The 12036-nt window shown below is 75.1% G+C and carries 11 protein-coding genes; 7 read left to right on the forward strand and 4 right to left on the reverse strand.

Annotation, left to right across the window (positions count from 1 at the left end):
- Nucleotides 1-120: 120 nt before the first annotated feature.
- The 3 genes from ACZ5HG_RS07940 to ACZ5HG_RS07950 all read left to right on the forward strand — a co-directional run bounded on the left by ACZ5HG_RS07940 (nt 121) and on the right by ACZ5HG_RS07950 (nt 2414).
- Nucleotides 121-534, forward strand: coding sequence for an SAV_6107 family HEPN domain-containing protein (locus tag ACZ5HG_RS07940; RefSeq protein ID WP_464181628.1), 414 nt, complete (start codon nt 121-123; stop codon nt 532-534).
- Nucleotides 531-1877, forward strand: coding sequence for a DNA polymerase IV (locus ACZ5HG_RS07945; RefSeq protein WP_464181630.1), 1347 nt, complete (start codon nt 531-533; stop codon nt 1875-1877). The genes ACZ5HG_RS07940 and ACZ5HG_RS07945 overlap by 4 nt, the downstream gene beginning before the upstream one ends.
- Before the next feature lie 141 nt (nt 1878-2018).
- Nucleotides 2019-2414, forward strand: a complete 396-nt coding sequence (locus ACZ5HG_RS07950; protein WP_464181631.1) for a DUF3040 domain-containing protein — start codon at nt 2019-2021, stop codon at nt 2412-2414.
- 194 nt (nt 2415-2608) lie between these two features.
- On the opposite strand, the gene ACZ5HG_RS07955 is transcribed toward ACZ5HG_RS07950, so the two are convergent.
- The 4 genes from ACZ5HG_RS07955 to ACZ5HG_RS07970 form a co-directional block, all read right to left on the reverse strand.
- On the reverse strand, nt 2609-2968 hold the full coding sequence (locus ACZ5HG_RS07955; RefSeq protein WP_464181632.1) for a VOC family protein: 360 nt from the start codon (nt 2966-2968) through the stop codon (nt 2609-2611).
- A 68-nt stretch (nt 2969-3036) separates the two neighbouring features.
- A complete protein-coding gene (locus ACZ5HG_RS07960) occupies nt 3037-5388 on the reverse strand; it encodes a transglutaminase TgpA family protein (protein ID WP_464181634.1) in 2352 nt (783 codons plus the stop codon).
- Complete coding sequence (locus ACZ5HG_RS07965) at nt 5385-6608, reverse strand: DUF58 domain-containing protein (protein WP_464181635.1); 1224 nt, start codon at nt 6606-6608, stop codon at nt 5385-5387. The genes ACZ5HG_RS07960 and ACZ5HG_RS07965 overlap by 4 nt, the downstream gene beginning before the upstream one ends.
- A complete protein-coding gene (locus tag ACZ5HG_RS07970) occupies nt 6608-7612 on the reverse strand; it encodes an AAA family ATPase (protein WP_464181636.1) in 1005 nt (334 codons plus the stop codon). Before ACZ5HG_RS07970 ends, ACZ5HG_RS07965 begins: the two co-directional genes overlap by 1 nt.
- 452 nt (nt 7613-8064) lie before the next feature.
- Here ACZ5HG_RS07970 and mraZ point away from each other — a divergent pair, with 452 nt between their 5' ends.
- The 4 genes from mraZ to ACZ5HG_RS07990 all read left to right on the forward strand — a co-directional run bounded on the left by mraZ (nt 8065) and on the right by ACZ5HG_RS07990 (nt 12036).
- On the forward strand, nt 8065-8538 hold the full coding sequence (gene mraZ, locus ACZ5HG_RS07975; protein ID WP_464181637.1) for a division/cell wall cluster transcriptional repressor MraZ: 474 nt from the start codon (nt 8065-8067) through the stop codon (nt 8536-8538).
- A 206-nt stretch (nt 8539-8744) separates the two neighbouring features.
- Nucleotides 8745-9749 carry a 16S rRNA (cytosine(1402)-N(4))-methyltransferase RsmH gene (gene rsmH / locus ACZ5HG_RS07980; RefSeq protein WP_464181638.1) on the forward strand — a complete coding sequence of 335 codons (1005 nt, stop codon included), beginning with the start codon at nt 8745-8747 and terminating at the stop codon, nt 9747-9749.
- Nucleotides 9746-10162, forward strand: a complete 417-nt coding sequence (gene ftsL, locus ACZ5HG_RS07985; protein WP_464181639.1) for a cell division protein FtsL — start codon at nt 9746-9748, stop codon at nt 10160-10162. The genes rsmH and ftsL overlap by 4 nt, the downstream gene beginning before the upstream one ends.
- Nucleotides 10159-12036: a peptidoglycan D,D-transpeptidase FtsI family protein gene (locus ACZ5HG_RS07990; protein WP_464181641.1), complete on the forward strand. Its 1878-nt coding sequence runs from the start codon at nt 10159-10161 to the stop codon at nt 12034-12036. The genes ftsL and ACZ5HG_RS07990 overlap by 4 nt, the downstream gene beginning before the upstream one ends.

Genomic DNA, 12036 nt, shown 5'->3' on the forward strand with positions numbered 1-12036 from the left:
GTCCTTCGCCATCGGGCCACCGTACGGGTTGACCGGATCGAACAGGTGTTCGATACTGGTGCTGTCGAGAGAGGGAGGTGCGCGATGCCGGTCAGGACCTTGCGTTCCGCACGGAGCGCCGTGCCCGGGCTGTCGGGCCGGACCGCCGAGCTGCTCGAGCGCGCGGACGCCGAGCTGGTGGCCGCGCAGTTCTCCTCCGAGCCGTGGGAGCAGTTCACCCACGCCCACCTCGCCGCGCTGCGTGCCGGGGCGGCCGTGCTCGCGGAGCGTCAGCCGGTGTCCGGCCGTCGTGCCCCGCGCACGGTGTGGGAGCTGCTCGACCTCGCGGCGCCGGAGCTCGGTCGCTGGGCGACCTACTTCGCCGCCGGTGCGGGGCTGCGCGCGGCGGTGGACGCCGGCCGGTTCGACGCGGTGACCGCCGAGCGCGCGGAGCAGGTGCTGTGCCACGCGGAGGACTTCCTCGACATCGTGCGCGGTGAGCTGGAGGCCGCGGCCGCGGAGCCGGGCGACCGGCTCGTGGCACGAGCGGGATGAGTCGCGGCCCACGGTCGGAGGCGGCCAAGCGGGACTGGGGCAGCGAGGAGGAGGGCTGCTCGATCCTGCACGTGGACATGGACGCGTTCTTCGCGTCCGTGGAGCTCGCCCGTCGGCCGCACCTGCGCGGGCGTCCGGTGATCGTCGGCGGGTCCGAGCGGTCCGTCGTGCTCGCGGCGACCTACGAGGCCCGGGCGTTCGGCGTGCACTCGGCGATGCCCATGGCCCACGCGCTGCGTCGCTGCCCGCAGGCGGTGGTGGTGCCGCCCGACCACCACGCGTACCGCGCCGTCTCCGCCCGCGTGATGGAGGTGCTGCGCAGCACGACCTCGCTGGTCGAGCAGGTCAGCGTCGACGAGGCCTTCCTCGACGTGAGCGGCGCCCGGCGCCGGCTGGGCCCGCCCACCCGGATCGCCGCGCTGATCCGTGAGCAGGTCGCCGCCGAGCACGGCATCACCTGCTCCGTCGGCATCGCCGCCACCAAGTTCGTCGCCAAGCTCGCCTCCGGCCACGCCAAGCCCGACGGCGTGCTGCTCATCCCCAAGGACGCGACCGTGCCCTTCCTGCACGCCCTGCCGGTCGGGGCCCTGTGGGGGGTCGGCGAGCGCACCGCCATCGCCCTCGAGCGCTGGGGCGTCCGCACCGTCGAGCAGCTCGCGCACGCCGACGTCGAGACCGTGCAGCGTGCCGTGGGCAAGGTGGCCGGTGCGCACCTGCACGACCTCGCCTGGGGCCGCGACCCGCGTCCGGTCGTCCCCGTGCGCGAGGAGAAGAGCGTCGGCGCCGAGGAGACCTTCGCCGTCGACGTGCACGACCTGACGGTGGTCGAGAGCAAGGTGCTCGAGCTCGCCGATCGGTGCGCCACGCGCCTGCGCGCCCAGGGCCTCGCCGCCCGCACGGTGTCGATCAAGGTCCGCACCTCCGACTTCCGCACGCTCACCCGCTCCCGCACGCTCGCCCAGCCCAGCGACGTCGGGCGCGAGGTCTACCTCGCCGCACGCGGGCTGCTCTCCGCCGTGGACCTGGCCGGTCTGCCCGTGCGACTGATCGGCGTGCGGACGGAGGGTCTGGTGCCGGCCGGCGAGGTGGTCCGCCAGCTCACGCTGGACGAGGCCGTCACCGACAACGCGGACGCCCGGCGCGACGCGGAACGGGCCGTCGACCTGGTGCGTGAGCGGTTCGGGGAGCACGTGATCGGTGCGGGCACCCGTGCCGTCGGGCGGACGGCGGCGCGGGCGGAGACGCCGGCGGGCCCGGAGGAGGTCGCCGGGACGGGCGGTGCCGAGGGTGACGCCACAGCGCTGCGGCCGGCGTGGACTGCCGACGGGCGGCCGGTGGCGTGAGCGTCACGCGGGTCGCACCTCGGCGTCGTGCGGAGAGCCGAGGGTGATCCGGTGCGCGTGACGGCGCTCGACTACCGAGTTCGGCCGAGGCCATCTATCCTGACGTGAAGAAAGTCCCGACGGCGGAGCACGGGGGTCGGAATGCCTCTCTCCGAGTACGAACAACGTGTACTGGAGCAGATGGAGCGTCAGCTCACATCTGATGATCCCCGGCTCGCGAACACGCTCACCTCGCGTGGTCGACGGCCGGTCCTGCGGTATGTCCTGGGCGGCGTCGGCGCCGTGGTGGGGCTGCTGCTTCTCGTGGTCGGCGCGGCTGCCTCGCAGGTGTGGCTCGGCGTGCTCGGCTTCGTGGTGATGTTCGCCTCGGTCGCCTTCGCTTTCGCCCGGCCGCGTGCGACGGCGCAGAACGGCCCGGTGGGTGTCGTGCGCCCGGACGGCTCCACGAGCAAGCGTCCCGCCGCCCCGCGCAAGAAGGGCTTCATGAACCGCATGGAGGACCGCTGGGACCGGCGCCGCGAGGGCGGCGACCGCTGACCCTGCACGCGCGGCAGGCCTGACGGCCGGCGTGTCGCGAGCCTGACGGGCTCGCGCGGCCGCGCGTCCGGCCGTGCCGTCGTCCGGTTGCGGTCCGTGCCGTGATCCGGTCGAGGTCGAGCCGCCGTCGGCCGTGGGGCCGCAACGCTCCCGACGATGGTCCCGAACGCGCCGTCGGCGCGCGGACGGACCTGTCAGGATTCGGGCGCGAGCAGCGCGTACAGGCTGAGCCGGTTGCCGTCCGGGTCGCTCAGGTCGACGTAGTCCACCGCGCCCTCGACGTGCTCCACCGGACCCACGGTGACGCCCAGCCCGAGCAGGCGCTCCCGCTCCCGCGCCACGTCGGCGACCCCGAGCCGCAGCACTACCTCGGCGCCGGTGCGTGCGGTCGGCTCCTCGCCGAACTGGAGCCACACGGGGCCGAGGGCGAGCTCGACGACGCCCTCCGCCGGTTCCAGGTCGGGGTCCGGCAGGTCGAGCACGCGGCGGTACCAGCGCACCGCGGCGGTCAGGTCGCTGACCGGCAGCCCCACGGTCACGCTCGTCACGTCCATCGGCCCATGGTTCCACCCGCACGACCGCGAGGCGCGCCGCGAGGCGGGCGCGACCAGGCGTCGGCGCGTCAGGCCGGTGCTGCCTCCGGCCCGCCGTCGCCGCCGCCACGGCCCGCCGCCGATGCCGCAGGCGCCCGCCGGTGCGACCCGCTCACGTCGGTCAGCACCTCGCCGACCCAGCGTTGCAGCACCTCCGCGTCCACCGATGCGGGCCGGGGTGCGTAGCGGGCACCCTCGACGGCGGCGGCGAGCGCGGTGAGCGCGGCGTCGGCGGTGGCGCCGAGGGGGGTGCCGCGCGCGGTGCGGACCTGCTGCCGCACGAGGGCGGCCGCCTGCCGGGGGGTGTGCGCGTCGCTCCAGGTGATGTCGGCCCGACGCAGCCGGCTGCGCAGGCGTCGCCAGGCGGTCTCGGGGGTGAGAGCGGCGGCAGGTCGACGGCGGAGCACGAGGAGTCCGAGCGCGGCGGCGACCATGAGTGCGACGCCGACGGCGATCCACGGACCGGAGCCGGTGCTGCCGGTGGCACCGGGCGCGTCGGGGGTGGTGCCCGCGCCGGTGGTCGGGGTGGCGCCGGGGGTGCTGGACGGTGCGGTGGTGGGCTGCTGCGCCTCGGTGGTGGGGCTGGCGCCGGGGTCGGCGCGGAACGGGTTGCTCCACGAGGGCGGCGGGCCGGTCTGCACGGCGGGGGTGGGCTCGAAGCGCACCCAGCCGGTGCCGGGGAAGTACAGCTCGGGCCAGGCGTGGGCGTCGGCGCCGGTGACCCGGTAGGTGCCGTCGCTGCTGATCGACCCGGGCAGGAAACCGACGCCGAGGCGCGCGGGGATGCCGACCATGCGGGCCATCACGGTCATGGAGGTGGCGAACTGGACGCAGTAGCCGCGCCGGCTCTCCAGGAAGTCCCAGACGGCGTCGTCGGTCCGCGCGGTGGCCACGGAGGTGTCGTAGCGGAACTCGGTGCCGCTGCGGAAGTAGGTCTGCAGCGCCATGGCGCGGTCGTAGGCGGTGGTGGCGCCGGCGGTGAGCTGTTCGGCGAGCGCGCGCACGTCGTCCCCGTGCTCGGTGTCCGGGACGGTGAGGTACGGCTCGACCTCTTCGGGCAGGTCGCCCTCGGCGGAGCGGAGCAGCTCGGGGGTGAGGTCGGGGACCTGCACGATCATGCGGTAGGTGCTGCCGGTGTCGGTGCGGCCCCGGCCGACCACCTCGTCGCGCAGGCTGTCGTACTGCCAGGTGCCGTCGATGTCGACGGTGCGGGGGAAGGTGCTGACCGGCAGCCGCTGCTCGCGCAGAGCGCCGACCTCGACGTCGACCTCCACCAGGGTGCCCTGGTCGGGGTCGGGGGTGGTGCCGAGCAGGCCCGGGTCGGAGGTGAGCAGGGTGTCGGCGTCCCACTCGCCGAGAGCGGAGTCGGTGTCCCGCTCCCAGGCGCGGCCGTCGAAGTCGCGCAGGGTGAAGGAGCGCAGCGGCCCGACCAGCCCGGCGGTGGCCGCGGGGCGGTCCTCGTCGGGGTCCTCGTCGCCGGTGAGGTAGGGGTCGACGGCGTAGGACAGCACGACCTGGCTGGACTGGGCGCGCAGGCTGTCGCGCAGGTCGAGGTCGTCGGACAGCCGGACCGGGCCGACGGCGCCCGTGCCGACCTCGGGCAGGTCCACCCAGGACCACACGGGCACGGCGGCGACCACGGGCCCGGCGGCGAGGGTGACGGCGACCAGCGCGGCCGATCCGCCGAGGACGGCGGCGGTGCGCCGGGAGGTGAGGCTGCGCGCGGCGGGGGCGTGCCCGAGGGCGAGCAGCACCAGGTAGAGGAAGCCGGTGCCGGCGACGGCCCAGGTGGAGCCGGGGAAGCCGATGATGACGCCGGGGGTCCACACGGCGAGCAGGGCGATGCCGGAGGCCGCGGGCACGCCGGTGCCGACGGCGAGCATGTCGGCGGCCAGGAACACGAGCACGGCGGCGCTGACCATCACGAGCTCGACCGGCGGCCACACGGTCATCGGCACGACGGAGGTCTCGATCAGGGTGGCGGCCTGCCGGATCAGCTGGTCGGCCCAGGACAGGGTGTCGCCGTCCGGGATCAGCCAGCTCGACCCCGGGGGCGTGGCGTAGCGGGCGAGGATCGCGTAGGTGGCGACGACCAGGCCGACCAGGGTGGGCAGCACGACGGAGCGGGTGAACGCGCGGACGCCCGCGACGACGGCAGCGGTGCCGAGCACGGCGACGGCCACGTGCCAGCGCCAGGCCCCGGAGGCGAGGACGCCGGTGAGCGCCCCGGTGGAGACGATGGTGGCGAGGGCGACGATGCCGGTGGCCACGGGGGAGCGCCAGCCACGGCGCAGCGCGGAGACGGGTCGGCGTCGCCCGCCGGGGGCGGACCGCCGTCGACCGCGCCGGGCGTCCCGGGTGCTGGTCGTGGGCGCGCTCATCGTGCCCCCTCGGTCAGCCGCCACCACACGTCGGCGGGCGGCTCGCCGGCCTCGGCGCGCACCACCCGCCATCCGGCGCGGCGCAGGGCGTGCGCGGTGGCGCCCGCCTCCTTGTCGTCCGGCCCGCCGCGCACCACGGCCCAGCAGGAGCGGGTCTGGCTGAGCCCGGCGAGCGCGGCCCGGCCGGCCGGTCCCTGCGCGCCGAGCACGCCGACCACCAGGCCGGCGCCGCCGTCGGTGTCGTCGATGTCGCGGACCTCGGCGAGCAGCGCCTGCTCGGCGGTCGCCCGGTCGGGGTGGCCCTCGAGGTCCACGCAGGCGTCGAGCACCTGCTGCCGGACGGGGGCCTCCAGCCGCAGCGTGCGGCGCTCGTCGCCGGCGGTGCCGGACAGCAGGTGCGCGGCGTGCCCGGCGTCCTGCATCGCGAGGGCGACGGAGGCGGCCAGGGTGATCGACCACTCCAGCTCCTCGCCGGGGGCGGCCTGGTCGAGCAGCACGGAGACGGGGCGCAGCCCGGCGCGCTCGTCGGCGCGGACCACCAGCTCGCCCCGTCGGGCGGAGGACCGCCAGTGCACGCGGCGCAGGTCGTCGCCCACCTGGTACTCGCGCAGGGCGGCGTCGTCGGTGGCGGGGGTGCGGGCGCCGACCACGGCGCGCTCGGGCTCGGCGACCAGCAGCTCGCGGGGCACGTCGAGGTCGACGACGGCGGGCCACACGGTGACGGTGTCGCGCTCGCCGAGCACGGCCTGCACCCGGGCGACGCCGAACGGGTCGGTGCGGGTGACCACGAGCGGTCCGAGCCCCCAGCGTCCGCGCCGGGTGGCGCGCACCGGGTAGTGCAGGTGCACGGCGCGGGGCTCGCGGCTGACCTGCGCGCGCAGCGGGCGGCCGCCGGACAGCTCGACGGCGGCCTGCTCGCGCAGCCGCAGGTCGGCCAGCCGCGCGCCGGACCGCCCGCCGGAGACGGTGACGTCCACCCGCACGGCGGCCTCCTGCCCGGTGTGCACCGGGTCGGGGTGCACGGTGCGCCGGGCGCGCAGCCCGCGGCGGCCCCGGCCGGGGTCGACGAAGCCGAGCACGACGGTCGAGGCGATCACCAGCACCACCGGCAGGATCCCGAGGGTCAGCAGGTCGGGGGAGCCCAGGGCGGTGCCGGTGCCGGCCACCGCCATGCCGAGCAGCAGGAGGCCGAGCCCACGGGCGGTGGGGCGCAGGCGCATCAGCCCGCGACGGACCGGTCGCGCACGGACGTGCGGGTGGGGGAGGCCACGGGCACGCGCGCGACGATGTCGGCGACGACGTCCCGGGTGCTGCGGCCGGACAGCCGGGACTCGGCGCTGGGGATCAGCCGGTGCGCGAGCACCGGTTCGGCCAGCGTCTGCACGTCGTCCGGCAGCACGTGGTCGCGGCCGGAGACGGCGGCCAGGCCCTTGGCGGCGCGCAGCAGCTGGATCGACGCGCGCGGGGACGCCCCGAGCCGCAGCCCGGCGTCGTCGCGGGTGGCGGCGACCAGATCGACGACGTACTGCTTGACGGCGGGGGCGGCGTACAGGTGGCGGGTGGTCTCGATCAGCCGACGGACCTGCGCGGCGTCGGTCACCGGGTGCAGGTGGTCCAGCGGGTCGGCGGTCTCCTGGAGGTCGAGCATGGCGAGCTCGGCGTCGACCTCGGGGTAGCCGACGGTCAGCCGGGCCATGAAGCGGTCGCGCTGCGCCTCGGGCAGCGGGTAGGTGCCCTCCATCTCCACCGGGTTCTGGGTGGCGACGACCAGGAACGGCCGGGGCAGCGGGTAGGTCGACCCGTCCACGGTGACCTGGGCCTCCTGCATGGACTCCAGCAGGGCGGACTGCGTCTTGGGCGAGGCGCGGTTGATCTCGTCGCCGATCACCACGTTCGAGAACACCGGGCCGGGGCGGAACTCGAACTCGCCGGTGGCCGAGCGGTAGATCGTCACGCCGGTGAGGTCGGAGGGCAGCAGGTCCGGGGTGAACTGGACCCGGCCGACGGTGCAGTCGATCGTGCGGGCGAGCGCCTTGGCGAGGGTGGTCTTGCCGACGCCGGGCACGTCCTCGAGCAGCAGGTGCCCCTCGGCCAGCAGCACGGCCACGGTGATCCGCACCAGGTCGGGCCGCCCGGAGACCACGCGGTCGATGCCCGCGCGCATCCGGTCGGTGATCCCGATCAGCTCGTCCAGCGCGGGTGTGCCGGGTACAGCCCTCGTCATGGTTCCCCCATCGTTCGGCTGAGCAGAGCCTAAAGGTCGTCCGGCCTGCGCGGGAGGGCGTCGGACCGCCGGATCGCGCGCCACCCGGTCGGCCCACCCACCCCCTCCACCCCGCCCCACCACCGCGCGCCACCCGCGCCGCCCCGGATCCTCCACATCGCTCCCCCTCGGGGTGGAGCGGCTGCGACCGCGCCCCGACCGCTCCGACCAAACCCTCCCTGACCTGCGGAAACACCGGGAAGCGCTGACCTGCCGCCGACCGATCCGCCACCCCGAGGGCCCGTGTCGCAGTGTTTTCCCTCCACCTCCCTCCACCGGCTCTGACCTGCGGCGACGCAGAACATTCACCCGTCCGTCGCGGATTCACCCGTGGATCGTGGAGCAAAGTGGAGTACCGTGGAGCCATCGGGTGCCGAGGGGTGCCCGCAGACGCCCGGGGGAGGTGGACGTCCGTGGGGTTCGAGCAGACGCTCGCCGGCCTCGGCGCGACGGTCCCGTTCCTCGGCACGCACACACCACGGCTCGACGAGAAGGGACGGCTGATCCTTCCGGCGAAGTTCCGCCCCCAGCTCGCGCAGGGCCTGGTCATGACCCGAGGTCAGGACCGCTGCCTGTTCCTGCTGCCGCTGGACGAGTTCGCCCGGATGCACGACAAGCTCCGCCAGGCCCCGGTGACCAGCAAGCAGGCGCGGGACTACCTGCGCGTCTTCCTGTCCGGCGCCTCCGACGAGGTCCCGGACAAGCAGGGGCGCATCTCGATCCCGCCGATGCTGCGCACCTACGCCGGGCTCGACCGGGACGTCGCCGTGATCGGTGCCGGCACCCGGGTCGAGATCTGGGACCTGGCGGCCTGGGAGACCTACCTGGCCGCCCAGGAGGCCGGCTACGCCGAGACCGCCGAGGAGGTGTTCCCCGGCGCCTTCTGAGCACGACCCCGCAGAACCCCGCACCACAGCACCACGTACGAGGCCCGCACCACCGCCCGGTGAGACCTCCTCCCGTCGCTCTGACGCCACTTCCCCGGCGCCAGAGGGTCGGTGGGGGATCTGGTCGGACGGCGGAGGGGCCGCCCGACCACCAGCCCCGCAGCAGCACCCGCACCACGCACGCACCACGACCCCGAGGAGCACCCATGAGCACGAGCGATGCCGCCGCGCGGCACACGCCCGTGCTGCTCCAGCGCTGCATCGACCTGCTCGCCCCCGCGCTCGCCGAGCCGGGGTCGGTCATGGTGGACGCCACGCTCGGCATGGGCGGGCACACCGAGGGGATCCTGGACGCGCTGCCGCACGTGCGGGTGATCGGCATCGACCGCGACCCGCAGGCGCTGCGCCTGGCGGGGGAGCGGCTCGCCCGGTTCGGCGAGCGCTTCACCCCGGTGCACGCGGTGTACGACGAGATCCCCGAGGTGGTCGAGCGGCTCGGCCTGCCCGGCGTGCAGGGCGTGCTGATGGACCTGGGCGTGTCCTCCTTGCAGCTGGACGAGGTCGAGCGCGGCTTCGCCTACGCGCAGGACGCGCCGCTGGACATGCGGATGGACCCGACCCGGGGTCGCACCGCCGCCGAGGTGCTCAACACCTACGACGAGGCCGCGCTGATCCGCGTGCTGCGCGAGTACGGCGAGGAGCGGTTCGCCCAGCGGATCGTCCGCAAGATCCTGCAGGCCCGTCAGGTCGCACCGGTCACCCGCTCCGGCGAGCTGGTGGAGCTGGTCCGCGCCGGCATCCCCGCGGCGGCGCGCCAGACCGGCGGCAACCCGGCCAAGCGCACCTTCCAGGCGCTGCGGATCGAGGTGAACGACGAGCTGGCGGTGCTGGAGCGCGCCGTGCCCGCCGCCGTCGAGTCCCTGGTGGTCGGCGGCCGGCTGGTCGTCGAGGCGTACCAGTCGCTCGAGGACCGCATCGTCAAGCGGGTGCTGGCCGCCGGATCGCAGATCAGCGCGCCGCCCGGCCTGCCGGTCGTGCCGGACACCCACCAGCCGTACCTGCGGCTGCTCACCCGGGGCGCCGAGGAGGCCGACGCCGTCGAGCGGGAGCGCAACCCGCGCTCGCAGTCCGTCCGGCTGCGCGCCGCCGAGCGCCTCCGCCCGACCCCCGAGCACCTGCTTCCCAGCTCCACCCCGAGGAGGACCGCATGAGCGCCGAGCAGGCCCTGCGCGCGCCGCGCCCCGTCCCTCGTCCGCACCACACCCCGGGCAGCCCGGCGGCCCAGCCGCGCGAGCGGGCCCGGCTGCGGCTGGTCCGCCCGCCGGCGCAGGCGCGCACCCACGTGCCGTTCGTGGTGGTCTGCATGGCGATCCTCGCCGCCGCGCTGCTCTCGGCGCTGCTGCTCAACACCCACCTCGCGCAGGGCTCGTACACCGAGCAGAAGCTCGACGTCCGGCTGGCCGAGCTGGCCCGCACCGAGCAGCAGCTCTCCGCACAGCTCGACACCAACCGCTCCCCGGAGCAGCTGGCGGCCGCGGCCATGGCGCTCGGGATGCAGCCCGCCGAGCAGGTCGGCTGGCTGACGCTCTCCGACGGCACCGTGCGCGGCGGGGCCGAGGGATGACGACGCAGCGCCCGGGCCGCGACGGCCGGGCCCCGCAGCGCGCGGCACGTCCCGCCCGCCCGGCCGCCCGTCGTCCGCAGGCCACCGCGCCGCTCGCCGCCCGCACCCCGCGCCGCCCCGCCGCCGGCAACGGCCCGAGCATCGCGGTGCTGGACCGCCGTCGCACCTCGCTGGTCGTCGTCGTGACGCTGCTGCTCGCGGTGTTCGCCGGACGCCTCGCCTACGTGCAGGTGGTCTCCGGCCCCGCCGTCGCCGCCGAGGCCCGCGACGACCGGCTGAGCAGCGCGACGCTGATCGCCAGCCGCGGGCAGATCACCGACGCCCAGGGCCAGGTGCTCGCGACCTCGGTGCAGCGCTACGACATCGTGGTCAACCAGGTGGAGCTCGCCCGCTGGCACTCGACCGTGGACGAGCAGGAGCTGTCCGGCGCGGCCGGTGCCGCCCAGCTGATCGCCCCGCTGATCGAGGCGAACGCCGCCGAGCTCGGCGCGAAGCTGGACGGCGAGTCCAAGTACCGCAAGATCGCCAGGGGCGTGCTGCCGGAGGTCTGGCAGTCCGTCAAGGCGCTGCGGATCGACGGGATCAGCGCCGAGCAGGTCGCCGAGCGCGTCTACCCGAACGGTGACGTCGCGGGCAACGTGCTGGGCTGGGTGAACGCCGAGGGCGTGGGCGCCCAGGGCGTCGAGAGCCTGCTGAACGAGGAACTGACCGGCACCGACGGCTCCACCGTGTACGAGCGGGGCGCCGGCGGGCAGCAGATCCCGGGCGGCTACTCCGAGTCCACCGCCGCCACCGACGGACGCAGCGTGCAGCTGACGATCAACACCGACATCCAGTGGAAGGCGCAGCAGGCCATCGAGGCCCAGGTCGCCGCCACCGGGTCGGACTCCGGCTCGATCGTGGTGCTGGACACCCGGACCGGCGAGATCCTGGCGCTGGCCGAGTCGGCCACGGTGAACCCGAACGACCCGGGGGCCGACGCGACCCTGCTGCGCTCGTCCAGCGCGGTGACCGACGTCTTCGAGCCCGGCTCGACGGCCAAGGTGATCACGATGGCGGCGGCGATCGAGAACGGCCTGGTCGAGCCGACCTCGCAGTTCGAGGTGCCCTACCAGTACACGACGCCGAACGACCAGACCTTCAAGGACTCGCACGAGCACGCCGGCCTGCGGCTGACCGCCACCGGCATCCTCGCCGAGTCCTCGAACACCGGCACGGTCATGATCGGCCAGAACATCCCGCAGCAGGTGCGGTACGACTACCTGGCGAAGTTCGGCTTCGGTTCGAAGACCGGCGTCGAGCTGCCGAACGAGTCCGCGGGCATCCTGCACGACTCGGACGCCTGGGACGGCCGCACCAAGTACGCCGTGCTGTTCGGCCAGGGCGTCTCGGTGACCGCGCTCCAGGCGACCGAGGTGTTCGCCACGATCGCGAACGGCGGCGTGCGGATCGCCCCGCACCTGGTCAAGGGCTGGACCGAGGCCGACGGCAGCTACACCGCCGCCGATCCCGCAGCCACCGCCCAGGTGGTCTCCGAGACCACCGCCGACACCGTGCTCTCGATGATGGAGAGCACCGTCAGCGACGGCACCGGCTCGAACGCCGCGATCCCGGGCTACCGGGTGGCGGGCAAGACCGGTACCGCGCAGAACTGGATCGACGGCGTGCCGGGCATCACCTCGTCCTTCATCGGCGTCGCGCCCGCGGACGACCCGGCCATCGCGGTCAGCGTCATCCTGCACAACCCGCGCACCTCGGAGTGGGGCGGCACCGTGGCGGCGCCGGTGTTCAGCGACGTGGCCGGCTACGCCCTGACCGAGCTCGGCATCGCACCCAGCGGCACGCCCGCCCAGCTCTTCCCGACGACGTGGTGA

It is taken from the genome of Cellulomonas sp. GTC20042 (assembly GCF_055389595.1).

Coding starts and splice junctions, on each gene's coding strand:
- ACZ5HG_RS07945 (WP_464181630.1), top strand. CDS start 531: ATGAGTCGCGGCCCACGGTCGGAGGCGGCCAAGCGGGACTGGGGCAGC.
- ACZ5HG_RS07950 (WP_464181631.1), top strand. CDS start 2,019: ATGCCTCTCTCCGAGTACGAACAACGTGTACTGGAGCAGATGGAGCGT.
- ACZ5HG_RS07955 (WP_464181632.1), bottom strand. CDS start 2,968: ATGGACGTGACGAGCGTGACCGTGGGGCTGCCGGTCAGCGACCTGACC.
- ACZ5HG_RS07960 (WP_464181634.1), bottom strand. CDS start 5,388: ATGAGCGCGCCCACGACCAGCACCCGGGACGCCCGGCGCGGTCGACGG.
- ACZ5HG_RS07965 (WP_464181635.1), bottom strand. CDS start 6,608: ATGCGCCTGCGCCCCACCGCCCGTGGGCTCGGCCTCCTGCTGCTCGGC.
- ACZ5HG_RS07970 (WP_464181636.1), bottom strand. CDS start 7,612: ATGACGAGGGCTGTACCCGGCACACCCGCGCTGGACGAGCTGATCGGG.
- rsmH (WP_464181638.1), top strand. CDS start 8,745: ATGAGCACGAGCGATGCCGCCGCGCGGCACACGCCCGTGCTGCTCCAG.
- ftsL (WP_464181639.1), top strand. CDS start 9,746: ATGAGCGCCGAGCAGGCCCTGCGCGCGCCGCGCCCCGTCCCTCGTCCG.
- ACZ5HG_RS07990 (WP_464181641.1), top strand. CDS start 10,159: ATGACGACGCAGCGCCCGGGCCGCGACGGCCGGGCCCCGCAGCGCGCG.